This window comes from Methylobacterium sp. UNC378MF, assembly GCF_900103195.1.
Taxonomy (GTDB): domain Bacteria; phylum Pseudomonadota; class Alphaproteobacteria; order Rhizobiales; family Beijerinckiaceae; genus Methylobacterium.
Map to the genome: position 1 here is coordinate 44,706 of NZ_FMWU01000002.1, position 22,157 is coordinate 66,862.

Sequence of the window (22,157 nt, forward strand, 5' to 3'; positions counted from 1 at the left end):
CGGCCTCACCGCACCGTCACCTGATCCTTGATCTTCTCGTAGACCGGCCGGCTGAGCACCCGCTTCGACAGCAATTGCTCCACCGACGTGTAGGGCCGCTTGGCGACGATCGCCCGGCCGATGGAACCGCCGCCGCGCAGGCGGTTGAGATCCGCCACCGAGGCGGTGTTCAAGTCGAGCACCGCCAGGGCCCGGGGGCCGGCGCTATCCTCCGCCCGCTCGACCTCCGCCTGACCGGCCGCCTGACCTGCCCCCTCCTGCCCCTGGGCCTGATCGTGCGCCTCCAGAGGCGCCGGCGGATCGGCGGGGAACGCCATCGCGTCGGACGGCATCTGCGTCGGCCCGGCGGGCGCCGGACTCTTGCCGGCCGGCGGCGGGGCGGGCTCGACCGAGGGGGCGGGGGCCGGCTCGGGCCGCGCGACCGGCGGCGCAGCTTCGGGGGCCGCCGGCGCCGACGGAGCGGAGGCGGGCGGAGACGCCGGTCCGGGCACGGGGCTCGGCAACAGGACCTGCACCACCGCCGCGAGCAGGCCGGCAATGATAAGAAGGACCGAAACTCTGAGGATTGCAGGACCGCTGAGCACGCACCACTCGACGAGGATTAAAACTATATGCATCTACAGTTAATGCTGTTCTTGCGCGTCGTCCAATCCACGCCCGAGATCCGGTGAGCAATCCCCAAGGGATGACCGGGCGGGCGCCGAGGCTGGGCGAGCGCGTGAGCGAGCGCCTGGGCGCCCTGCGCTACTTGCCGACCCTGTTCCGCGAGATCGCCGCCGCGAGCCCGCGCCTGCTGGCGGTGAGCCTGTCCTTACGTCTCGTGGCGGCCTGCCTGCCGGTCCTGACCCTGTACCTCGCCAAGCTGATCCTCGACGGGATCGTGGCCGAGCACGCCCGGCCCGCGCCGGAGGCGGGGCTGGCGGAGTGGCTCGCCGATCCCGGCCGGGCGCGGCTCGCCGGCCTCGTCGCCGCCGAGTTCGGCCTCGCCCTGGTCGCCGACCTCACCGGCCGGCTCACGAGCCTCGTCGAGACGCTGATCGGCGATCTCTACGCCAACGCGGCCTCCCTGCGGCTGATGGCGCATGCCGCCGCCCTCGACCTCGCGCAATTCGAGGACAGCGCCCAGCAGGACCGGCTGGAGCGGGCGCGCCGGCAGGTCAGCGGCCGCACCGGCCTCATCGGGACGGTGTTCGGCCAGTTGCAGGGGCTCCTGACCCTCGCGACCCTGGCGGTCGGCGTCGCGGCCTTCACGCCCTGGCTCGTGGTCCTGATCGCCGCCGCCCTGGTCCCGGCCATCCTCAACGAATGGCACTTCACCAAGGCCGGCTACCGCCTCGCCTGGATCCGCAGCCCGGAGCGGCGGCGGATCGACTACCTGCGCTACCTCGGTGCCAGCGTCGAGACCGCCAAGGAGGTCAAGCTGTTCGGCCTCTCGGGCTACGTGACCGGGCTCTACGCCACCGTGGCGCGCCGGCTGCTCGCCGAGAACCGCAGCCTCGCCACCGCCCGGGCCGGCTGGGGCTTCGCCTTCGCGAGCCTGGGCACGCTCGCCTATTACGCCGCCTACGCGGTGATCGTCTGGCGGACGGTGGCGGGATCCTTCTCGGTGGGCGATCTCGCCTTCCTGGCGGGCGCCTTCCAGCGCCTGCGCGGCGGCCTGGAGGGGCTGCTCCTCGGGCTGACGCAGATCACCGGCCAGGCGCAGTATCTCGACGATTTCTACTCCTTCTTCGCGATCCGGCCGCAGATCCGCGCGCCGGCGCGACCGGTTCCGGTGCCGAGCCCGCTCCGCACGGGGCTGGTCTTCGAGGCGGTCGGCTACCGCTATCCGGGTACGGAGACCTGGGCGCTGCGCGGCCTGTCCTTCGCGGTGCGGGCCGGGGAGACTGTGGCGCTGGTCGGCGGCAACGGCGCCGGCAAGACCACGATCGTCAAGCTGATGACCCGGCTCTACGACCCGCAGGAGGGCCGGGTGCTCCTCGACGGGGTGCCGCTCACCGCCTACGACCTCGACGACCTGCGGGCGCGGATCGGGGCGATCTTCCAGGACTTCGTCCGCTTCGACCTCACCGCGGGCGAGAACGTCGCAGTCGGCCGGATCGAGGCCGCCGGGGACGCGGCGCGCATCGCGGCCGCGGCCGCCCGGGGGCTCGCCGCGCCGGTGATCGAGCGCCTGCCCGAGGGCTACGCCCAGCCGCTCGGCAAGCGCTTCGCCGGCGGCCTCGACCTCTCCGGGGGCGAGTGGCAGAAGGTCGCGCTGTCCCGAGCCTACATGCGCGAGGCCGAGATCCTGATCCTCGACGAGCCGACCGCGGCCCTCGACGCCCGGGCCGAGCACGACGTGTTCGCGCGGTTCCGGGACTTGTCGGCCGGGCGGACGGCGGTGCTGATCTCGCACCGCTTCTCCACGGTGCGCATGGCCGACCGCATCCTGGTGCTGGAGGGCGGCCGGGTGCTGGAGGAGGGGAGCCACGCCGCCCTGATGGCGCGGGGCGGGCGCTACGCGGAGCTGTTCACCCTGCAGGCGGAGGGTTACCGGTAGGGCGGCTGCGGACGGGGTGTCCTCCCCCGCGTCATTCCGGGGCGCCGCAGGCGAGCCCGGAGCCGGAGGCGGGCAACCCGGAATCACTGTCGGTGCCGAGCTTTGGCACGTCGGCGGTTCTGGATCCCGGGCGCCGCTCCACGATGGAACGGGGCGCGCGCGGCCGGTGCATCCCGGAGGCGGAATGTCCGGCGCCGTCGCCCAAGCATTGCCCGATTCCCTGAGCCTGCTATCTGCGGCGGACCGAACCGAGGTTGTCCATGCGCCTGCGCCTCTCCCGAATGCTGACGGCCGGCCTTCTCGTCTCCGCCTGGAGCGCGCAGGCGGCCCCGCCCGCCGCGCCCGAACCGGAGGCCAAGGCGCCGGCGCCCGCGATCGTGCTGGCCAATCACCGCGCCGTCTACGACCTGTCGCTCGCCGAGGGCGGCGGCACCCGCTCGGTGGAGAGCGCCCGCGGGCGCATCGTCATCGACTTTCGGGGCGATGCCTGCCGCGGCTACACGATGCTGACCCGGCAGGTGACGGAACTCTCCTCCGGCGAGACCGGCACCCGCCTGTCCGACATGCGCAGCACCACCTTCGAGGGCGGGGAGGGCCGCGAGTTCCGGTTCAAGACGACGACGCTCACCAACAACCAGCCCGCCGCCCCCGTGGACGGCACCGCCTCCGAGCAGGGCAATGCCCTCACGGTGAAGCTGAAGGGCGGCCCGAAACCCTTCTCGGTCGACGGGCCGGTCCTGTTCCCGAGCGAGCATATGCGCCGCCTGATCGAGGCGGCGCGGGCCGGCCAGTCGACCCTCTCGGTCAAGGTCTACGACGGCTCGGACGACGGCAAGAAGATCTACGACACCTTCGCGGTGATCGGTCACACCGAGACCGGCCCGGCCGCGGCGTCCGGCTCGACCCGGGACAAGCCCCTGCGCGAGGGGCCGCTCGCCGCCATGCCCCACTGGCCGGTCCGCCTGAGCTACTACACGGAAGGCGCCGGGGAGCGGACGCCGATCTACACCCTCGGCTTCGACCTCTACGAGAACGGCGTCAGCGGCGCGCTCAAGCTCGATTACGGCGACTTCGCCATCCTGGGCGACATGACCGCCCTCGACATCGACACCAAGGCCGGGCGGTCCGACAAGGAGGCGGGCAAGGGCTGCACGCCCTGAGCGCCAGCCCCCCTGCCGGGTCTCGGATCGCGTCCGAGCGCCCGGACGAGGCCCGCCTCACGCCCACTCGTCGTCCGGCCGCGGCGACAGGCGCTGCCAGGCCGCCGCGATCCGCTCGGGCTTGATGCCGAGGCCGCTCGCGCAGGCGACGAGCACGTTCTCGTCGCCCATCACGTGGTCGAGGACGCCCACCAGGAAGGCCGGCTCCCGGGCGCTCTCGCGGAGCGTGTCGGGGCTGAGTCCGCTCGCCGCCAGGAAGGGCAGCAGGCGGTCCTCGTCCCCCGCGATCCACAAAAGAACGTCCAGGGCGAGCCGCTCGGCCGAATCATCCCCTTGAACAGGTTTGCCATTCATCAACATGTGAACGCTACAAAGGTGACGGAGGGGCTTCAGGGCCCGCTAATCATGATCGGCGCGCACCGGGACAACGGATCATGAAGAAAACGGTGCTGATCGTCGAGGACAACGAGTTGAACATGAAGCTGTTCAACGATCTCCTGGAGGCGAACGGCTACGCGACGCTCAAGACCGCCCACGGCATCGAGGCGATCGAGCTGGCGCGCGCCCATCATCCCGACCTGATCCTCATGGACATCCAGCTCCCCGAGGTCTCCGGCCTCGAGGTGACGAAATGGCTCAAGGAGGACGACGACCTCAAGAGCATTCCGGTGATCGCCATCACGGCCTTCGCCATGAAGGGCGACGAGGAGCGGATCCGCGAGGGCGGCTGCGAGGCCTACCTGTCGAAGCCGATCTCGGTCGCGAAGTTTTTGGCAACGGTTCGGGCCTATCTTGAACCGCGTTGACGCCGGCGAGGCGTGCCGTTGAACCGGTCCCCCGGCCGCGCCGGGCCGGGGGACCGGTTCAACCGTCCGTCCCGTCGTGTCCGTCCCGGCCCTCGCGGCCGCCCGGCGGCGCGCACCCATGGCCCACGGTGCCCGGTTCGGGCCGCTCTGCCGCGCCCTGACGAGGAAGCATGTCGGCCCGTGTCCTGATCGTCGACGATCTCTTCCCGAACGTCAGGCTTCTCGAGACGAAGCTCGGGCTGGAATATTTCGACACCCTCGCGGCCATGAACGGCCGGGACGCGATCGCGATCTGCGAGAAGGGCCTCTGCGACCTCGTCCTGCTCGACGTGATGATGCCCGGCATGGACGGGTTCGAAGTCTGCCGGCACCTCAAGAACAACCCGCTCACGGCCCATATCCCGGTGGTGATGGTCACGGCCCTCGACCAGCCCGCGGACCGCCTGCGCGGCCTCGATGCCGGGGCCGACGACTTCCTGACCAAGCCCGTGGACGACACGGCCCTGTTCTCCCGGGTGCGCAGCCTCGTGCGCCTCAAGGCGGTGACGGACGAGCTGCGCCAGCGCGCGCTCGCCTCGCGCGAGTTCGGGATCGGCGATCCCCTGGCGCTGGCCACCGCCGAGACCGGCCTCGACGCGAGGATCCTGCTGATCGAGGACCGCCCCGGATCGGCCGAGCGCCTCGCCGGGGCCCTGCGCCAGCACCATGTCGTCACGGTCGAGCCCGACCCGCAGGAGGCCCTGCACCTCGCCGCCGACGAGCCCTTCGACCTCGCCCTGGTGAGCCTCGACCTGGCGGGCTTCGACGGCCTGCGCCTGTGCAGCCAGCTCCGGTCCCTCGACCGGACGCGGGCGATGCCGCTGATCATGCTCGCCGAGGAATACGACCGCGCCCGGGTGGTCCGCGGCCTGGATTTCGGCGTGCACGACTTCCTGATGCGGCCGGTCGACCGCAACGAGCTGATGGCGCGGGTCCGCACCCAGGTGAAGCGCAAGCGCTTCACGGAGGCGCTCCGCGGGGCGATGCAGGCCTCGCTGAAGATGGCCGTGACCGACGCGCTCACCGGCCTGCACAACCGGCGCTACCTCGACAATCATCTCGGCACGCTGTTCGGCGACGAGGCCGCCCGCCGCTCGACGCTCGCCGCGCTGATCCTCGACATCGACCACTTCAAGGGCATCAACGACAGCTTCGGCCACGAGGCCGGCGACGAGGTGCTGCGCGGCTTCGCCGATCGGGTCCGGCAGCACACGCGGCCCATCGACATCGTGGCGCGCTACGGCGGCGAGGAGGTGGTGGTGATCCTGCCGGAGGCGGGACTCGTCGAGGCGCAGGGCATTGCCGAGCGCATCCGCGAGCGCGTCGAGGCGGTGCCGTTCTCGGTGCTGCGGGCCAGCCGGACGGTGTCGGTCACCGTCTCGATCGGCGTCGCGGTCCGCCGGAGCGAGGATCTCGACCCCGCCGACATGCTCCGGCGCGCCGACCTCGCCCTCTACCGGGCCAAGGCGGCCGGGCGGAACCGGGTCGAGTCGCAGGCGGCCTGAGGCCGCGATCCGCGGGCCGTCCCCGCGTCAAAACGCGCACATGCCGGCCAGGATGAAAGCCCCACGTTCGGCGTGCTATCCGACACGGCCGGCCCGCCGGGACCGGCGGAGCGCTTCAGGGAATCGGACAGGGCGGATGGAGATGCAGGTGCCGGCACGATCCGGTCGCGACGCGAGCGTGCTCAACCACCGTCGCCTGTGCAAGATCGCCTCCTCGCCGCACGCCTATGTCCGCGGCAGCACGGCGCGGTTCTACGAACTGATCGCCGGGATGCCGGCCGGCGCCCTGCCCGAAGGGCCGCCGGTCTGGATCTGCGGCGACGCCCATCTCGGCAACCTCGGCGCGGTTGCCGCCCCGGACGGCCGGATCGACATCCAGATCCGCGACCTCGACCAGACCGTGGTGGCGAACCCGGCCTTCGACCTCGTCCGGCTCGCGCTCTCCCTGGTCACCGCGGCGCTCAACGCGACGCTGCCCGGCATCGTCACCGCCCGGATGATGGACGCCATGGCCGACGGCTATGCCGACGGGATCGCCGATCCCGAGGGCGCCGAGCGGGACCTCGACCCGTCCGAGATCGTCGTCACGACCAAGCGCCGGGCGCTCGGCCGGCGCTGGCGCCATCTCTCGCGCGAGCGACTGAAGGGCAAGGCCGCCCGGCTGCCGCGGGGCAGCCGGTTCTTCGACCTCGACGCCGAGGAGCTGGATGCCGTCGCGGCGCTGATCCGCGACCCGGAGGTCCGCCGCCTCGTCCTGGCGCTGGGCGGCGCCGCGACCGATGCCGAGATCCGGCTGCTCGACGCCGCCTACTGGATCAAGGGCTGCAGCTCCCTCGGACGGCTGCGCTACGCCGGCCTCGTGGAGGTTCTGGGCGGGGACCGTCCGCAGCTCGCCCTCCTCGACGTCAAGGAGGCGGTGCCCCACCTCGCGCCGGCCGCCGCCGGGATCGCCGTGCCGGACGACCATGCCGAGCGGGTGGTCGCCGGCGCCCGGGCGCTGTCGCCCAATCTCGGCGACCGGATGGTCGCCGGTCATATCCGCGGCACGCCCGTCACGGTCCGGGAACTGATGCCGCAGGATCTCAAGATCGATGCCGAGCAATTCTCCCGCGGCGAGGCGGTGCGGGTCTCCCGCCACCTCGCCGCCATCCTGGGACGGGCCCATGGCCGCCAGATGGGCGAGGCCGACCGCCGGACCTGGATCGACGCCGTGCGGACGCCCGGACCGGGCCCCGACGCCCCCGGCTGGCTCTGGTCCGCGGTCACCGACCTGATGGGCGCGCACCAGCGCGGCTACCTGGAGCATTGCCACCGGATCGCCCGGGAGGAGCGGGAAGCCGCCTGAGGCAGGCTCAGCCGCTCCGGAAGCGGGGCGCTTCCGCCACGACGCCGGTTGACACCACCCCCGCCATCGCCAACACCTCGCGCCCGCCGCCCCCGCGCGGCGGATTCCGGGAAGACCTGAGATACGATGGCGGTGACGCGCACCTACCTCGACTTCGAGAAGCCGGTCGCCGAGCTGGAGGCCAAGCTCGAGGAACTGCGCGCCGTGAGCGCGCGCGACGGCGCGGTCTCCATCGCCGAGGAGGTCGGCCGGCTCGAGGCCAAGGCCGGACAGGCGCTCGCCGAGATCTACGCGAATCTCACCCCCTGGCAGAAGACCCAGGTGGCGCGCCACCCGCAGCGGCCGCATTTCGTGGATTATTGCGGCGGGCTCATCACCGAGTTCACGCCGCTGGCCGGGGACCGCAGCTTCGGCGAGGACGAGGCGATCCTGGGCGGGTTCGGCCGGTTCCGCGGACGCCCGGTCCTGGTGCTCGGCCAGGAGAAGGGCGCCACCACCGAGGCGCGGCTGCGCCACAATTTCGGGATGGCCCGGCCCGAGGGCTACCGCAAGGCGGTCCGCCTCATGGAGACCGCCGACCGGTTCGGCCTGCCGGTTCTCGCCTTCGTGGACACCGCCGGCGCCTATCCGGGCATCGAGGCGGAGGAGCGCGGCCAGGCCGAGGCCATCGCCCGCTCGACCGAGGCCTGCCTCGCGCTGGGCGTGCCCAACGTCGCCGTGGTGATCGGGGAGGGCGGCTCGGGCGGCGCCATCGCGCTCGCCACCGCCAACCGGGTGCTCATGCTGGAGCACGCGATCTACGGGGTGATCTCGCCGGAGGGCGCCGCCTCGATCCTGTGGCGCGACCAGGGCCGCGCCTCCGACGCCGCCACCGCCATGAAGATCACCGCCCAGGACCTGCTGCGACTCGGCGTCATCGACGGGATCATTCCGGAGGCCACCGGCGGGGCGCACCGCGACCGCGAGGCGGCGATCCGGGCCGCGGGCGACGCGGTCGCCGACGCCCTCGCCCAGTTCGACGGCCTCTCCCCCGTCGAGGTCCGCGACCGGCGCGCGGAGAAGTTCCTGGCGATCGGCCGGACCCTGTGAGCGAGCCCGGGGCGACGGGCGGCCTGTTCGGCGCGATCGGGCGGCTGCTGGGGCGGCGCGACGCACGGGAGCCGGGCCGGCACAACCACGTCTCCCTCGGCTGCAATTGCCAGATGGCGCACGTGCTCAAGACCCTGGACCTGCGCCATTGGTCGGGCCCGCTGGACTGGATCTTCTCCATGCCCGGCATGGCCCGGGACTGCCTCGCCGACGATTTCGCCGCGCTCATCGACCGGAGCCAGCTGGAGAGCATCCCGGAGGCCGAGCGGCGCGGCCCCGACATCTGGCGCGGGCGCCACCGCCTCTACCGGGAGCGGCACGGGCTCGAATGCGTGTTCAACCACCACGACCCGGCGACGAACGAGGCGGATTACGCCTTCCTGACCGAGGGGGTGCGCCGGATCCGCACGGCCCTCGACACGAAGGGCACCGACAACCGGCTGTGGATGATGACCCATCTCCACACGCCCCGGAACGTGGTCGAGGCGATCGACGACCTGCTCGGGCAGCGCGCCAGCCGCAACCACCTGACCTTCGTGCAGCTGGAGACCGGGCATCCGCGCATGGCGGTGGTCGAGGCGGTCGACCTCCGGCCCACCCTGCGCTGGCTGACCGTGCACACGCCCTCCGAGCCGGTCGGCCTGCGGCTGGCCGACCCGGCCGACGACGCCGCGCTGGTGGCGATCATCCGCACCGAGGCGGCGCGGCGGCCGGTCCTGTTCGGCTGAGCGGGCGGGCCCGGAAGGCCTCGTCGAGCCTCGGCCGCGGCGAGCTGTGGATAGGGTGCATCCGCGGGCTTTCCACACCAGAGAACAATCCAGTGTTGCAGCCGGGTCCTTGCGGTAAGGAAGGCGCAAGCTTAACGAGCCTATTGGGTTGGGGAGTGGCACCCGACGCGGCCAGCAAGGCCCGCGGGCGCGCGTAAGACGATCGAGGTTCCCCATGACGGCGCGTCTCGCGACCGCGCGACTGCTGGCGGCAGCGTCCCTGCTGGCCCTGTCGCTCGCCGCCTGCCAGGACGGTTCCGGGATCAACGGGCCGAGCGCGCGCAGCCTCGCGCCGATCGCCCCCCAGACCGTCGCGTTGATGCAGTCCAAGGGGATGCAGCCCTCCGACCCGATCCTGATCCGCACCTTCAAGAAGGAAGCGGAGATGGAGATCTGGAAGCGGGGGAACGACGGCCGCTACGCCCTGCTGAAGACCTACCCGATCTGCCGCTGGTCCGGCCAGCTCGGGCCGAAGACCCGCGAGGGGGACCGGCAGGCGCCCGAGGGCTTCTACACGATCACCCCGGGCCTGATGAACCCGAACTCCGCGTACTACCTGTCGTTCGACACGGGCTTCCCGAACGCCGTCGACCGGGCCAACGGGCGCACCGGCAAGTACCTGATGGTGCACGGCACCTGCTCGTCGGCGGGTTGCTTCGCGATGACCGACGCCACCATCGCGGAGATCTACGCCGTCGCCCGCGACGCGTTCATCGGCGGCCAGCGCAGCTTCCAGTTCCAGTCCTACCCGTTCCGGATGACGGCCGAGAACATGGCCAAGTTCCGCAACGACCCGAACATCGCCTTCTGGCAGAACCTCAAGGAGGGGTCGGACTATTTCGAGGCCCTGCGCGAGGAGCCGAAGGTCGGCCAGTGCGGGACCAAGTACGTGTTCGGCGGGGCCGACGCGGCGGCGGGCTCGTGCAAGCCGCGGGTCGATCCGCTGGTGGCGGAGAAGAGCGAGCGCGACACGCGCGCGGTCGCCGAACTCGTCGCCAAGGGCACGCCGGCGGTGCGGGTCGTCTACCAGGATGGCGGCCAGAACCCGGTCTTCCGCCCGCAGAATGCCAGCGCCTTCGCGAGCCTCGGCGGCACCGAGACGGTTCTGCCCTACGATGCCAAGGAATACGGCCGGCACAATCTCGGCGACGTGAGCCGGCCCGAGACCCTGGCGGCGGGTCCGCAGGAGATCGAGGTCACGCCGAAGGGGCAGCCGGTGATGATGGCCGGCGCCGAGCCGGCGGCGCCGCTGAAGGCCGCGAAGGCCGGCGGCAAGGGGCATGGGCGGGAGCCCGCCAAGCCGGCGCCCGCGACGCTCATGGCGAACCGCGCCGATCCGGTCCCGCAGGTCGAGACCACGGCGGCCCTGCCCGACAAGCCCGCCCGGATCGCGGTCGCGGACGCGGACGGCGATCCGAGCAGCTACCAGAAGCTGTTCGGCCAGCTCTTCGCCAAGGACAAGCCGGCCCCGGCAGCGCCCCCGACCCCGGCGGTCGACGCCGCGGTCGTGCCCGAGCCGGTGAAGCTCGCCCACGCCGCCGAGACGGTCGCCCCGAAGGCCGCCAAGACCCATGCGGTGAAGACCGCCAAGGTCGACAGCAAGGGCGACGCGAAGGCGGAGGCGAAGCCCGCCCTCCGGAAGGGCGAGCCCGAGGGCCGGAAGCCCTGACGGCTCAGACCAGCGGCCGGTCGCGGTTCATCAGCCACAGGGCGTGGACCGTGCCGGGCAGCCAGCCGAGGATCCAGAGCAGGATGTTCAGCAGGAATTGCAGGCCGAAGCCGGTGGTCACGAGAACCGCGATCGGCGGGAAGAAGATCGCGAGCAGGATGCGGACGAGGCTGGACACGGGCACTCCGAGCGTGAGGTAGGCACGTCCCCGCTCCAACGAAACACGTTTTTATCCGTTCCCGACAAGGCTGAGCCCGGGCCGTCGTTCCGGGGCCGCGGCGCCCGGACGCGCCGGTCCATTCGGGCGCGCCCGAATGGACCGGCAGCCCCTCAGTTCTTCGCCGGCGGCGTGGTCGCGGAGGGGACGTTGGCCGCCTGCTTCTCCGGGTGCTTCACCTGGCTGTAGGCGACGTTGGCGAAGGTGCCGATCACCGCGGGCCAGCTCGGCTTGCCGTATTGCGGGTCGTCGCGGCCGACCTTGCAGAAGGCCGTGGTCAGGCCGTTGACGATGTCGTCGTCGGTGACGCCGGTCGGCTCGGCCTTCACCTGCTGCACCAGCCGGACGAGCGTCGGCACGAAATCCTGCTGCTTCAGCCCGGTCAGGCTCGCCTGGATGCCGATCCTGTCGAAGGCGGCCTTGAGCTTGTCCTGCTCGATCTCCGCGCAGGGCGCGGTGCCGGCCAGCATGGTCTTGGTGGCGGCGCGCGCCTCCGAGGCCTTGTCGCCGGTCACCGGCGGCGCCTTGTTGCCCCAGGAATTGCGGATGTAGTCGGTGACGTTCTTCACCTCGACATCGGTCATCTGCTGACCGATCGCCACCATCGGGGCGAGCCCGCTCTGGGCGGCGAGCCCCCCGTAGATCACCCGCAGCACCGTCTCGGGCCCCTCCGACATCACCGAGGTGTTGCCGGCGAGCGCCGGAACCGCGCCCTCGATGCCCTTGCCGTCGGGCTGGTGGCAGGAGGAGCAGTAGGTCAGGTAGGTCGAGGCGCCGGGCGCGCCGGCCGCGTCGAAGACCGCGAGGTCCTTGGGCTTGTAGGTCTGCTTGGCCGGCACGGTGCGGAGATACGCGACCATGGCCTTCAGGTCCTCCTCCTTCACCTTGGAGAGGGATTCCATGATGGTCTGGCGCATCGGCCCGGCGGCGACGCCCGGCCGGTCGCCCGGCGCGGTGCCGGTCTTCAGGTAGGTCACCACCTGCTCGTCGGTCCAGGCGCCGATGCCCTGGTGGCCGTCCGGGGTGATGTTGGGGGCGTACCAGCCGTCGATCACGCCGCCGCCGAACCGGCCCGCGAAGCTCGAATTGCCGACGAGCTTGTTCTCGTTGTGGCACATGGCGCAATGGCCGAGCCCCTCCACGAGGTAGGCGCCGCGATTCACCTCGGCGCTGGCCGTCGGGTCGGGCTTGAAGCGCTCGTCGGTGAAGAAGGCCGTCCGCCACGTCACCAGCGCGGTGCGGACGCTGAACGGGAACGGGATCTGGCTCTCCTGCCGCTTCTCGCTCACCGCCGGGACCGATCGCAGGTAGGCCCAGATCGCCTGGGTGTCGTCGTCGGTGACCTTGGTGAACCAGCCGAACGGGAAGGCCGGGTAGAGGTAGCCGACATTCTTGCTGTAGCCGTGCCGGAACGCCTTATCGAAGTCGTCGTAGCTCCAGTTGCCGAGCCCGGTCTCCTTGTCGGGGGTGAGGTTGGGGGTCATGATCACGCCGAAGGGCATGTTCAGCGCGTAGTTGCCGGCGAGGTACTTGCCGCCCGGCGCCGTGTGGCAGGCCGCGCAATCGCCCATCGTGACGAGGTACTTGCCGCGCTCGATCTGGTCGGCCGACCCGTCCTGCCCGTGCGCCGGAACGGTCAGGAGGAGGCCCGCCAGGAACGGGGCCGAGGCCCAGCCGGATGCGGGGGAATTCGTGCGCTGCCTCGTGCGCTGCATGATCACGTCTCCCCAGCGAACATTATAGTCATTAGAAAGTAGTGACGCGCGTGAACGCATCCGTTCGCGGCGTTGTTCCTGTTGTCGGAGACCTGCGGCGATGCGCCATGGCGGTGCGGATCCGCAGGCCGAGATCGACGAGATGGGCGACGAGCCCGGCGAGCATCCAGGCGGCGATCACGCTCCAGGGGGAACCGGCCAGGGCGGCGCGCAGGGCCAGCATCAGGGCCGCCCCGGAGGCGAGGGTGGCGAGCAGCGCCGGCCGGGACAGGCCCGCGAACGGCGCCGTGCGCCGGCTCAGCCAGAGCAGCAGCAGCGCCTCCAGGGCGACCAGCAGCAGGATGCCGTCGACGATCCGTCCCGAGGCGAACAGGCCCTCCATCACGCGGCCTCCCCGAAGGGTGCGTTGAGACGGACGATCCGCAGGTTCAGGCAGGCGGCGACGCTGACCCAGGCGAGGTAGGGCAGGTTCATCAGCCCCGCTGCACCCGAGACCCGGCCGGTGACCAGCACCAGCACGAGGATCGACAGCCACAGGGCCGCCACCTCGGCCAGCGCCCAGTCCGGCCGGCGGAACCGGAAGAACAGCACGCTCCAGGCGATGTTGAGCACGCCGTTCGCCACGAAGGCGGCGAGCAGCACGCCCCGGGCGACGGGGTCGGCATCGCCGGTCCAGGCGAGCACCCCGGAGGTGGCGGTGAGCGCGAAGATCACGGTCCAGACCGGCCCGAACGCCCAGTCCGGCGGCTTCCAGGCCGGCACGCGCAGGCCCCGGTACCAGCCGTCCGTGGTGGTCGCGAAGGCGCCGGCCACCGCCACCAGCACGGCAGCCACGGCCGCGACCGCGGGGGGCCCCCAGCCGGCGCCGGCCAGGACGCTCACGGCGAGACCCAGCGGAACAGGTGGGCGAGGTCCTTGAAGAAGATCCGCGCGTGGGCGGCGGGCTTCGCCCGGACCAGCTCCTTGTTCATGTAGCTGTCCCAGGTGAGCTGCTGGACATCCTTGTCCCGGCAGATCGAGACGAAGCGCTCCCGCAACCCGTCGCTGCGGTACCAGACCCACTGCATCATCCCGAGGATCCAGAACACGCGGCCGTGCAGCTTCATGAACTGCTTCCGCGCGCCCGCGAGCGCGCGCGCGTCCCCGGTCCGCAGGAAGGCGGCGGCGGCCTCGGCCGACAGCCGGCCGCCGAGCATCGCGTAGTAGATCCCCTCGCCGGAGGCCGGCGCGACCACGCCCGCGGCGTCGCCCGCGAGCAGCACGTCCCGGCCGTTGTCCCACCGCTTCAAGGGCTTGAGCGGCAGCGGCGCCCCCTCGCGGCGGACGGTCTCGGCGTGGTCGAGGCCGGTGGCGGCGCGCAGCGCCCGGATCGAGGAGCGCAGCGAGAAGCCCTTCCGGGCGCTGCCGGTGCCGATGCTCAGCGTGTCCCCGTGGGGGAAGATCCAGCTGTAGAAATCCGGCGAGTGGCGGCCCTGGTAGTAGACGTCGCAGCGCGTCGCCTCGACCGAAGCGGCCCCGGGGCTGCCGGCCTCCGGCACCCGCAGGATCTCGTGGTAGGCGAAGACCTGCCGCATCTTGGCGTGGCCCGGCACCTCCGCGCGGCCGACCGGCGAGCAGGCGCCGTCGGCGCCGACAACGAGGCGCGCCCGGACGGCGTGGCGGGCGAGGCCGGCCCCCGCGCCGGTCGTGAAGTGGACCAGCGGCGGCCCGTCGTCGGGCCGGGTGATCCGGTCGTAGGCCGCCGCGCGCAACTCGGCGCCGGCCTCCTCCGCGCGGGCGCGCAGCCAGGGATCGAAATGCTCGCGGTCGACCATGCCGACGAAGCCCTCGCCCACCGGCATGTCGACGGCCTTGCCGCTCGGCGCCACCATCCGGGCGGACCGGATCTTCGCGACCAGGAGCGCATCGGGGATCGCGAAGTCGCGGATCAGCCGCGGCGGGATCGCGCCGCCGCAGGGCTTGATCCGGCCGGGCTTGTCGAGGAGCAGCACCGCGTGGCCGGCCCGGGCCAGGTCGGTCGCCGCCGTGGCGCCGGCCGGCCCGCCGCCGACCACGACGACGTCGTAGCTGTCGCGGCCGGAGCCGCCATCGTCCAACCGGGCCATGGCCTCACCTCGCGCTGAAGGCAGGTTCGAGCGGCACCGTATCGGGTGCCGGAGCGGGTTCGAGCCGCGCCGCCAGGACGACCGCGACGAGGAACAGCAGCCCTTCCGCGGCGAAGACCGTCGCGTAGGCCTGGACGGGTTCGGCGGTGACGAGCCGGACGGCGTCGACCGCCGCGGCCCCGAGGAAGCCGCCGGCGCCGAAGGCGACGCCCTGCGCGGCGCCCCAGACGCCCATCCGGGTGCCGCGCTCCCGCGCGTCGCCGCGGCCGGCGAGCGCCATCATCGAGCCGATGGCGGCGACCGCGTAGGCGCCGTTGGCGACGCCGAGCGCGAACACCGTCGCGCGCAGGGGGACGTCCGCGCCCGACGCCGCGCCGCTCGCCAGGGCGAACAGGGCGGCGGCCGAGCCGGCGCAGCCGATCCCGATCCAGAGCCGCAGGGAGGCGAGGGCGGTGCCGCGGGCGGCGAGCGTCACCGCCGCCACCAGCAGCATGCCGGCGAGCACGCCGCCGTGCTGGAGACCGGCGAGCTTGGTGGTGGCGCCGGGCGTCATCGCGAAGACGAGGCCGGCATAGGGCTCCAGGATCAGCTCCTGGGCGCTGTAGGCCAGCATCGAGACGAAGACGAAGATCGTGAAGGTCCGGGCCACGGGGTCGGCCAGCACCTGGCCCAGCACGGCGAGGAACGGCCGGCGCGCCTCCGCGGCCTCGGGGGCCCGGACCGGCAGGCGGCGCTCGATGCCGGCGACCGCGAGCGCCGCCACGCCGAAGGCGACGAGCGAGACCGTGCCCGAGACCGCGACGAGCCGCAGGCCGGAGAACGGATCCAGGAAATGCCCGGCGAGCGGCGCCGTGACGGCGAAGCCGACGATCATCATCACCCAGACGATGGTGGCGGCCGCGCCCCGCCGGGACGGCGCGACGCCCCCCGACAGGAGGACGAGGAGCGAGGTCCCGGCCGCGCCCACGCCCATCCCGACGCACAGGAAGGAGAGGGCGGCCAGCGCCAGCCCCAGGGCGAGGTTCTCGGCCGCCAGCGCGGTGCCGCAGGCGGCGCCGAACCCGCCGAGGCAGAGGGCTGCCATGCCGCCGACGATCCAGGGGGTGCGCCGGCCGCTGCGGTCGGACCCGTAGCCCCAGCGCGGGCGCAGGACCTGCACGGCGTAGTGCAGGGCGACCAGCAGGCCCGGCACGACGGCGGGGAGCGCCAGCTCCACCACCATCACCCGGTTGAGGGTGGCGGTCATCAGCACGACGACGCTGCCGAGCGCGGTCTGGACGAGGCCGAGGCGGACGATCTGGGGCCAGCCGAGGCCTGCGTTCGGGTCCGTTGCCATCACGCCCCTCCCACCAGCGGGCGCAGCGCGAAGGCCGCGACCAGCATGCCGAGGACGTAGAGGGTGGTGCCGGTGCCGTTGTACCAGATCGCCCGCTCCCGGGGATTCTCGAGGAACCGGGCCATCAGGGCGGCTTGGCCGGCGAGCAGCGCCGCGACGAGGCCGGCATGCCAGTACCGCTCCCAGCCGACGAGGAGCGCGATCACCGCCACCTGCGGCAGGGCCATGACCAGGCAGGCGAAGCGCGCGGCGCGCTCCGAGCCCATCTGCACCGGCAGGGACAGCAGGCCCATGCGCCGGTCGCCCTCCACCGACTTGAAATCGTTGAGCGTCATGATGCCGTGGGCGCCGGCGGCGTAGAGCAGCGCCACCAGGAGCACCCGCCGGTCGGGCAGGGCGGCGGCCATGACGGCGGCGCCGGTGAACCAGGGCAGCCCCTCGTAGCAGAGCGCCACCGCGGCGTTGCCCCACCAGCCGTTCCGCTTCAGCCGCACCGGCGGGGCCGAGTAGATCCAGGCGAGCACCAGCCCGAACAGGGCGGCTCCGAGGATCCACGGTCCGAGGGCAGCGGCCACCACCAGCGACAGCAGCGTCCAGCCGAGCGCGAGGTAGAGGCCCCAGCGGCCCGGGATGCGCCCGGAGGGAATCGGCCGGTCCGGCTCGTTGATCGCGTCGACGTGGCGGTCGAACCAGTCGTTGGCGGCTTGGCTGGTGGCGCAGACCAGAGGGCCGGCCAGCAGCACCCCGGCGGCGATCACCGGCCATTGGCCGCTCGCCGGCTGGCCCGAGGAGATCACCCCGCAGGCGAAGGCCCACATCGGCGCGAACCATGTCAGCGGCTTCAGCAGCTCGATGACGGCGCTCGGGGCGGGCGTGGCGGTCATGGCAGGAGGCTACCGAGCTCCGGCCGAGTGTCAAGACAGATTTACACCGGGCGATAGAATGTGCGCGGCGCTTGTCGGACGAATACAACGGCAGGACGAAAATACATTATCCGGCTCCTGGGACAACTATACCGGTTCGCGCCTCCGCGGCGGACGGATCCGGCACGACGGCGGCGGCGGCGCTGCGTCCCATCCGCCCTGATGCGCGGCCGGATGCAGGGGGAGCCGGCGCGGCGCAGCCTGACGCACGCACCCGGACGAAGCAGGCCGCCGGGACATCCCCTGCCCGTCATCCCAGGGGGCACGCAGCGGAGCCCGGGGTCCAGGATCGCCGAAGCGCCGCACCGCCTGCGGCACCGGATGGCGAGCGCGCCTTGCGGGTTCTGGAGGGAGCGTCTGGATCAGGGATGGCGCGGCTCGGCGCGGCGCCGAATCGTCGAACGGGCGCAGCGCCTTAACCCGTGGGCAGGACAGGACAGGGCAGCCGCCTGCCCGGTCCCGATCGCCCTGCCTCAGACGTCCTCGACCGGATCGTCCAGATCGCCGACGCCGTAGCGGCGCATCTTGACGTAGAGGCCCTGCCGGCTGAGGCCGAGCATCTCGGCCGCCGAGGCCCGGTTGTCCCGGGTAACCCGCAGGGCCGCCTCGATGCAGAGCTTCTCGATCAGGTCCGTCGTCTCGCGCACCAGGGTCTTCATCGAAACCCGGCCCACCAGCTCGGTCATCTGCTCCACCGAGCGCGGCACCTCCCGCCCGACACCCGGGCGCCCCTCGGGGATCCGCCGCGGGGCCGGCCGGATGGCGAAGCCGAGACAGGGGCGGGGGCCGGCCACCGAGACCGCTGCGACCTCCACATCCTCCACGCCGCCATAGGCGCCGCGGATGACGGTGGCGAACCGGCGCACGGCGCCGTGGTCCACGAGCGTCGCGAACAGCGCCTGCGCCTCCGTCTCGTCGCGGCCGAGCCACTGGTCGAGGGTACGGCCACGGGCCTGCCCGGCGGTGGCGAGCTGCGCCAGTTCCAGGAAGGCGGCATTGGCCATGAGGACGCGCCGCGACGTGTCGGTGACCACGAATCCCTCCGGCATCGCCTCCAGCACGGCGGTGGTGGGGGCCTCCTGATCGGGCCCGGCCATTGCGGCCGCGGGGTCGGCGACCAGCTGCATCAGGACGCTCGCGCCGCCCTCGCCCCGGAACAGCGAGGCCGAGACCGTGACCTCTCCCCGCCCATGGGGCAGGGTCGCCCGGATCTCCGCGGCCTGCCCGGTCGCCCGCAGGGCAGCGAACTGCGCCTCCAGGGCCCGGACGCTGCCGGCATCGAACAGGTCGACGGCGTCCTGACCGGTGATCCGCTTGGCGGGCCGCCCGAGCAGCCGCGCCGCGGCGGGATTGACCTCGGCCACCCGGCGCGTCCCGGCATCGACCACCAGCACCGGCTCGCCGGAGATCTGGAACAGCAGCCGATACCGGGTCTCGGCGGCGCGCAGCCGCTCGTAATCCCGTTCCAGGGCCTGCTGGGTCTCCAGCAGGCGGCGCTGGAGGGCCGCCACGGCCCGCATGTCGCGGCCGAGCACGAGGATCGGGCCATCCTCCGACGGGCGGATCGAGGCGTACCGGATCGGCAGGTCGGCGCCGTCGGGCGAGGGGTGGTTCACCTGGCGCCATCGGGTGACTCCCTCGGCCCGGGCGTCGCGCAGGAGGGCGTCGATCTTCGGGCGGCTCTCCACCGTCACGGTGTCGATCCAGCGGCGGCCCAGCCAGCCCGCCACGGTCTCCGCCTCGAGTTCGGCGCCGACCACGGCGTCCCGAATCACACCGTCGGCATCGATGACGAGCGACAGATCCGCGGACGCCGCGACGATGCGTCCGACCGCCTCGCCCTGGAGGAGGCCGGCCACCTGCTGCAGGGCCGCGGGCGGCTGCTGCGGGGAGGGGCGAGGCTGAGGCGTCACGGTCACCGCAATGTGATAATCGGGTTAGGCCCCTTTCAGCAGGCCAATGCCTGTCTGTCCAGCAAAGCTTCCGCCGCGGCGGGCGCCAGGCACGCATCCGACGCGCAGGCATCGGCACCGACGATCCCTGCCTCGCCGCCGTGGCGGGCGAAAAAGGGACCGCCAACCAGCACGCGAATCTCCCGGTTGCGGGAGTGGCGGCGCACCTCCGTCACCGTCGTCGCCAGGGTGGGCAGCAGGACATCGCAGGAGAGCGACAGGCCGACCACGTCGAACCAGTCGATGCGGAGCAGGTCCAGGGGATCGACCCCCGGCCCCGGCACCGCCGTGGTCACGTCCCAGCCGGTCTCCCGGAAGAAGCTCGCGACGAGCGACAGGCCGAACACATGGGTCTCGCCGGGGCAAGGCAGCAGCAGCACGCTGCGCCCGTTGGCCGGAACCGATTCGTTCTCCAGCTCGGCGCAGAGGCGGCGGCTGATGGCGTGGAGGCGCCCGAGCGCCTCCGTCACCGCCAGGAAGTCGCAGGCATCCTCCTCCCAGAGCGCGCCGAGATGCCGGGCGGCCGGGGCGAGCAGGTCGAGGAGCAGGCGCGCCAGGGGCAGGCCGCCGTCGCGCAACGCCTCCACCCGGGCGTCGAGATCGACCGGACCGGCCGTCAGGAGCAGGGTGCTGAAATCGGCGATTTCCTGCGGACTCGGCGCACGGTCCGCCTGGACGCGGCGCCCGGCGGGCCGGTGGGCGAGCATCAGGCGGGGCAGGATCTCCGCCTCGACCACCCGGGCGAGCGTATCCGGAGCAGGCCGCCTGGGTTCGGACCAGCCGAGGGGAGCGTCGCGGAACACAGCCAGACCATCGCTCACCGGGCTGCAGCCGGCCGCCGGCGCATCGTAATCCAGGCGGTGACCGAAATGCCTCCAGTTTCCCATCGGCCCCCCTCCCTGAGACGACCCCGGCCCGGAGGGACCGGCAGCACCGTGCGTGCATTCGGTGAAGCGTTGCTCGCCTGCCTATTCTTCGTGTCCGTCAGTTCCTGGGGCTGACAAGCCAAACTGCGGCAATCTCTGCCGTAGAGCCCGACGATACGCTTCCTGGCGATCTTGGCAATGATCTTATTGAAAGAAAAAATGTCTCGCGCGCTGTCATGCCCCAAAACCGTCAACTACACTTGACACTTCCGGGATCTCCGCCCTAGCCTCTGTCAACGACGGGGCCACCGGCGGCGCCGAGCACGAGGGAGCGGATGCATGGGCCCCGAGGGCCGACCGGCTCAACCGCTCTACACGTTCGCCGAACGGCGCCGGCGTGATTCCTCACCCTGGACCCTGGTCCAAGGGGTGCTGGCACCGGTGCAGTTCGCGATTTTCCTGATCAGTCTTGGCCTGGTGCTCCGCGCTCTGGTCACCGGCGAAGGTCAATGCGCGGCCGAGATCTCGGTCGTCGTGAAGACCTTGGCGCTCTACGCGATCATGGTCACCGGCTCGATCTGGGAAAAAGTCGTGTTCGGCCGCTGGCTGTTTGCCCCGGCCTTTTTCTGGGAGGACGTGGTCAGCATGCTCGTGCTGGCCCTCCACACCGCCTATCTCGCGGCCCTCGCTACGGACGCCATGAGTGGGCAGGCGCTGCTGCTTCTCGCGCTGGCGGCCTACGCGGCCTACGTGGTCAACGCGGCCCAGTTCCTTCTGAAGCTCCGGGCAGCGCGGCTGGAGGGTGCTGGTGGCCACGCGCCGCGTCTCGCGGAAGCGCTGCCATGAACGCTCCTGTGGCTCACAAGCCGCCCTGCGGCGGCATCGATCTGCGCCAGGAGCAGGGTCAGCGGGCCGTGTTCTGTGGGCTCACCGGCATCGTCTGGCTTCACCGGAAGATCCAGGACGCGTTCTTCCTCGTGGTCGGCTCGCGCACCTGCGCGCACCTGATCCAGTCCGCCGCCGGCGTGATGATCTTCGCCGAGCCGCGCTTCGCCACGGCGATCATCGATGAGCGCGACCTCGCCGGCCTCGCCGACGCCAACGAGGAACTCGACCGGGTCGTCACCCGGCTGATCGAGCGCCGGCCCGACATCAAGCTCCTGTTCCTGGTGGGCTCCTGCCCTTCCGAGGTGATCAAGCTCGACCTATCCCGGGCGGCGCAGCGCCTGTCGGGACGACTGACACCGGTGCGGGTGCTGAACTATTCGGGCTCCGGCATCGAGACGACCTTCACGCAAGGGGAGGATGCCTGCCTCGCCGCCCTCGTGCCCGACCTGCCTCGCGAACCTGTGGCAGCCGCACCATCGCTGCTGGTGGTCGGAGCGCTGGCCGACGTAGTGGAGGATCAGTTTCTCCGAATGTTCGCCGCGATGGGTATCGCGGATGTCCGGTTCCTGCCCGCCCGCCGGGCCGGCGCGATGCCGGCCGTCGGGCGTGGCACCCGCTATCTGCTGGCCCAGCCCTTCCTGACCGACACGGCCCGGGCCCTCGATGAACGCGGCGCCCACCGGCTGCCCGCGCCATTCCCGTTCGGCGCCGAAGGCACGACCGGTTGGCTGCGGGCAGCCGCCGAGGCGTTCGGCGTCTCCGAGGCCGCGTTCGAGCGGGCCACAGCCGCGGGCCGCGCCCGCGCCGAGACCGCCCTCGCGCCCCACCGCGAGAAGCTCGGCGGCAAGCGCGTGTTCTTCTTCCCCGATTCGCAGCTGGAGGTGCCGCTTGCCCGGTTCCTCGTCCGTGAACTCGACGCAGAACTCGTAGAGGTCGGGACGCCGTACCTGCACCGGGGGCATCTCGCAGCCGAGATCGAGCTGCTGCCCTCGGGCACGCGGGTGACGGAGGGGCAGAGCCTCGACGACCAGATGGACCGCTGCCGGGCGGCACGGCCGGATCTCACAATCTGCGGCCTCGGCCTCGCCAACCCGCTGGAGGCGGAGGGGCTCTCGACCAAGTGGTCGATCGAACTGCTGTTCACGCCCGTGCAGGGCTACGAGCAGGCCGGCGACCTCGCCGAGCTGTTCGTGCGCCCGCTCCGGCGCCGCGCCCTGCTGGAGGTGTAGCGCC

Annotated in this window: 21 protein-coding genes; 10 read left to right on the forward strand and 11 right to left on the reverse strand. The window is 72.1% G+C overall.

Annotation, left to right across the window (positions count from 1 at the left end; genetic code table 11):
* Positions 1-5: 5 nt before the first annotated feature.
* Entirely contained in the window at positions 6-617 is a 612-nt protein-coding gene (locus tag BLT59_RS31665) for a helix-hairpin-helix domain-containing protein (protein ID WP_244513790.1), read from the reverse strand.
* A gap of 68 nt (positions 618-685) precedes the next feature.
* Here BLT59_RS31665 and BLT59_RS02135 point away from each other — a divergent pair, with 68 nt between their 5' ends.
* Positions 686-2,542 carry an ABC transporter ATP-binding protein gene (locus BLT59_RS02135; RefSeq protein WP_091775928.1) on the forward strand — a complete coding sequence of 619 codons (1,857 nt, stop codon included), beginning with the start codon at positions 686-688 and terminating at the stop codon, positions 2,540-2,542.
* A 260-nt stretch (positions 2,543-2,802) separates the two neighbouring features.
* Positions 2,803-3,702 (forward strand): cell envelope integrity EipB family protein, encoded by a 900-nt coding sequence (locus tag BLT59_RS02140; RefSeq protein WP_091775931.1) that lies wholly within the window; start codon positions 2,803-2,805, stop codon positions 3,700-3,702.
* Between the two features lie 57 nt (positions 3,703-3,759).
* Here BLT59_RS02140 and BLT59_RS02145 read toward each other — a convergent pair whose 3' ends face one another.
* On the reverse strand, positions 3,760-4,056 hold the full coding sequence (locus tag BLT59_RS02145; protein WP_091776536.1) for a DUF3572 domain-containing protein: 297 nt from the start codon (positions 4,054-4,056) through the stop codon (positions 3,760-3,762).
* Between the two features lie 80 nt (positions 4,057-4,136).
* Between BLT59_RS02145 and BLT59_RS02150 the strand changes: the two genes are divergently transcribed.
* From BLT59_RS02150 to BLT59_RS02175, 6 genes are all read left to right on the forward strand, one after another.
* On the forward strand, positions 4,137-4,508 hold the full coding sequence (locus tag BLT59_RS02150; RefSeq protein ID WP_007560977.1) for a response regulator: 372 nt from the start codon (positions 4,137-4,139) through the stop codon (positions 4,506-4,508).
* 170 nt (positions 4,509-4,678) lie between these two features.
* Positions 4,679-6,052 (forward strand): PleD family two-component system response regulator, encoded by a 1,374-nt coding sequence (locus BLT59_RS02155; RefSeq protein ID WP_091775935.1) that lies wholly within the window; start codon positions 4,679-4,681, stop codon positions 6,050-6,052.
* A gap of 136 nt (positions 6,053-6,188) precedes the next feature.
* Positions 6,189-7,397 carry a DUF2252 family protein gene (locus BLT59_RS02160; RefSeq protein ID WP_091775938.1) on the forward strand — a complete coding sequence of 403 codons (1,209 nt, stop codon included), beginning with the start codon at positions 6,189-6,191 and terminating at the stop codon, positions 7,395-7,397.
* 126 nt (positions 7,398-7,523) lie between these two features.
* Complete coding sequence (locus BLT59_RS02165; RefSeq protein WP_091775941.1) at positions 7,524-8,486, forward strand: acetyl-CoA carboxylase carboxyltransferase subunit alpha; 963 nt, start codon at positions 7,524-7,526, stop codon at positions 8,484-8,486.
* Positions 8,483-9,214, forward strand: coding sequence for a DUF1796 family putative cysteine peptidase (locus tag BLT59_RS02170; RefSeq protein WP_091775943.1), 732 nt, complete (start codon positions 8,483-8,485; stop codon positions 9,212-9,214). Before BLT59_RS02165 ends, BLT59_RS02170 begins: the two co-directional genes overlap by 4 nt.
* Before the next feature lie 214 nt (positions 9,215-9,428).
* Positions 9,429-10,922 carry a L,D-transpeptidase family protein gene (locus BLT59_RS02175; protein ID WP_091775945.1) on the forward strand — a complete coding sequence of 498 codons (1,494 nt, stop codon included), beginning with the start codon at positions 9,429-9,431 and terminating at the stop codon, positions 10,920-10,922.
* Positions 10,923-10,926: 4 nt separating this feature from the next.
* On the opposite strand, the gene BLT59_RS02180 is transcribed toward BLT59_RS02175, so the two are convergent.
* The 9 genes from BLT59_RS02180 to BLT59_RS02220 form a co-directional block, all read right to left on the reverse strand.
* Entirely contained in the window at positions 10,927-11,100 is a 174-nt protein-coding gene (locus BLT59_RS02180; RefSeq protein WP_012318839.1) for a YqaE/Pmp3 family membrane protein, read from the reverse strand.
* A gap of 152 nt (positions 11,101-11,252) precedes the next feature.
* The gene (locus BLT59_RS02185) at positions 11,253-12,854 is read right to left on the reverse strand and encodes a c-type cytochrome (RefSeq protein WP_091775948.1); all 1,602 of its coding nucleotides are present in this window, start codon (positions 12,852-12,854) and stop codon (positions 11,253-11,255) included.
* Between the two features lie 31 nt (positions 12,855-12,885).
* A complete protein-coding gene (locus tag BLT59_RS02190) occupies positions 12,886-13,236 on the reverse strand; it encodes a hypothetical protein (RefSeq protein WP_091775951.1) in 351 nt (116 codons plus the stop codon).
* On the reverse strand, positions 13,236-13,727 hold the full coding sequence (locus tag BLT59_RS02195; RefSeq protein ID WP_091776538.1) for a TspO/MBR family protein: 492 nt from the start codon (positions 13,725-13,727) through the stop codon (positions 13,236-13,238). Before BLT59_RS02195 ends, BLT59_RS02190 begins: the two co-directional genes overlap by 1 nt.
* Positions 13,728-13,732: 5 nt before the next feature.
* Complete coding sequence (locus BLT59_RS02200) at positions 13,733-14,959, reverse strand: geranylgeranyl diphosphate reductase (RefSeq protein ID WP_091775954.1); 1,227 nt, start codon at positions 14,957-14,959, stop codon at positions 13,733-13,735.
* Positions 14,960-14,963: 4 nt separating this feature from the next.
* Positions 14,964-16,295: a BCD family MFS transporter gene (locus tag BLT59_RS02205; protein ID WP_091775957.1), complete on the reverse strand. Its 1,332-nt coding sequence runs from the start codon at positions 16,293-16,295 to the stop codon at positions 14,964-14,966.
* A complete protein-coding gene (gene chlG / locus BLT59_RS02210; protein WP_091775960.1) occupies positions 16,295-17,179 on the reverse strand; it encodes a chlorophyll synthase ChlG in 885 nt (294 codons plus the stop codon). Before chlG ends, BLT59_RS02205 begins: the two co-directional genes overlap by 1 nt.
* Positions 17,180-17,691: 512 nt before the next feature.
* The gene (ppsR, locus tag BLT59_RS02215) at positions 17,692-19,137 is read right to left on the reverse strand and encodes a transcriptional regulator PpsR (RefSeq protein WP_091775963.1); all 1,446 of its coding nucleotides are present in this window, start codon (positions 19,135-19,137) and stop codon (positions 17,692-17,694) included.
* Positions 19,138-19,166: 29 nt separating this feature from the next.
* Positions 19,167-20,057, reverse strand: coding sequence for a cobalamin B12-binding domain-containing protein (locus BLT59_RS02220; protein ID WP_091775966.1), 891 nt, complete (start codon positions 20,055-20,057; stop codon positions 19,167-19,169).
* A gap of 318 nt (positions 20,058-20,375) precedes the next feature.
* Between BLT59_RS02220 and bchF the strand changes: the two genes are divergently transcribed.
* Together bchF and BLT59_RS02230 are read left to right on the forward strand one after the other, a co-directional pair.
* Positions 20,376-20,882 carry a 2-vinyl bacteriochlorophyllide hydratase gene (bchF, locus tag BLT59_RS02225; protein WP_091775969.1) on the forward strand — a complete coding sequence of 169 codons (507 nt, stop codon included), beginning with the start codon at positions 20,376-20,378 and terminating at the stop codon, positions 20,880-20,882.
* Positions 20,879-22,153 (forward strand): ferredoxin:protochlorophyllide reductase (ATP-dependent) subunit N, encoded by a 1,275-nt coding sequence (locus BLT59_RS02230; RefSeq protein WP_091775972.1) that lies wholly within the window; start codon positions 20,879-20,881, stop codon positions 22,151-22,153. Before bchF ends, BLT59_RS02230 begins: the two co-directional genes overlap by 4 nt.
* The last annotated feature ends 4 nt before the right edge of the window (positions 22,154-22,157 follow it).

Coding starts and splice junctions, on each gene's coding strand:
- BLT59_RS31665 (WP_244513790.1), bottom strand. CDS start 617: ATGCATATAGTTTTAATCCTCGTCGAGTGGTGCGTGCTCAGCGGTCCT.
- BLT59_RS02135 (WP_091775928.1), top strand. CDS start 686: ATGACCGGGCGGGCGCCGAGGCTGGGCGAGCGCGTGAGCGAGCGCCTG.
- BLT59_RS02140 (WP_091775931.1), top strand. CDS start 2,803: ATGCGCCTGCGCCTCTCCCGAATGCTGACGGCCGGCCTTCTCGTCTCC.
- BLT59_RS02145 (WP_091776536.1), bottom strand. CDS start 4,056: ATGAATGGCAAACCTGTTCAAGGGGATGATTCGGCCGAGCGGCTCGCC.
- BLT59_RS02150 (WP_007560977.1), top strand. CDS start 4,137: ATGAAGAAAACGGTGCTGATCGTCGAGGACAACGAGTTGAACATGAAG.
- BLT59_RS02155 (WP_091775935.1), top strand. CDS start 4,679: ATGTCGGCCCGTGTCCTGATCGTCGACGATCTCTTCCCGAACGTCAGG.
- BLT59_RS02160 (WP_091775938.1), top strand. CDS start 6,189: ATGGAGATGCAGGTGCCGGCACGATCCGGTCGCGACGCGAGCGTGCTC.
- BLT59_RS02165 (WP_091775941.1), top strand. CDS start 7,524: ATGGCGGTGACGCGCACCTACCTCGACTTCGAGAAGCCGGTCGCCGAG.
- BLT59_RS02175 (WP_091775945.1), top strand. CDS start 9,429: ATGACGGCGCGTCTCGCGACCGCGCGACTGCTGGCGGCAGCGTCCCTG.
- BLT59_RS02185 (WP_091775948.1), bottom strand. CDS start 12,854: ATGCAGCGCACGAGGCAGCGCACGAATTCCCCCGCATCCGGCTGGGCC.
- BLT59_RS02190 (WP_091775951.1), bottom strand. CDS start 13,236: ATGGAGGGCCTGTTCGCCTCGGGACGGATCGTCGACGGCATCCTGCTG.
- BLT59_RS02200 (WP_091775954.1), bottom strand. CDS start 14,959: ATGGCCCGGTTGGACGATGGCGGCTCCGGCCGCGACAGCTACGACGTC.
- BLT59_RS02205 (WP_091775957.1), bottom strand. CDS start 16,295: ATGGCAACGGACCCGAACGCAGGCCTCGGCTGGCCCCAGATCGTCCGC.
- chlG (WP_091775960.1), bottom strand. CDS start 17,179: ATGACCGCCACGCCCGCCCCGAGCGCCGTCATCGAGCTGCTGAAGCCG.
- BLT59_RS02220 (WP_091775966.1), bottom strand. CDS start 20,057: ATGGGAAACTGGAGGCATTTCGGTCACCGCCTGGATTACGATGCGCCG.
- bchF (WP_091775969.1), top strand. CDS start 20,376: ATGGGCCCCGAGGGCCGACCGGCTCAACCGCTCTACACGTTCGCCGAA.
- BLT59_RS02230 (WP_091775972.1), top strand. CDS start 20,879: ATGAACGCTCCTGTGGCTCACAAGCCGCCCTGCGGCGGCATCGATCTG.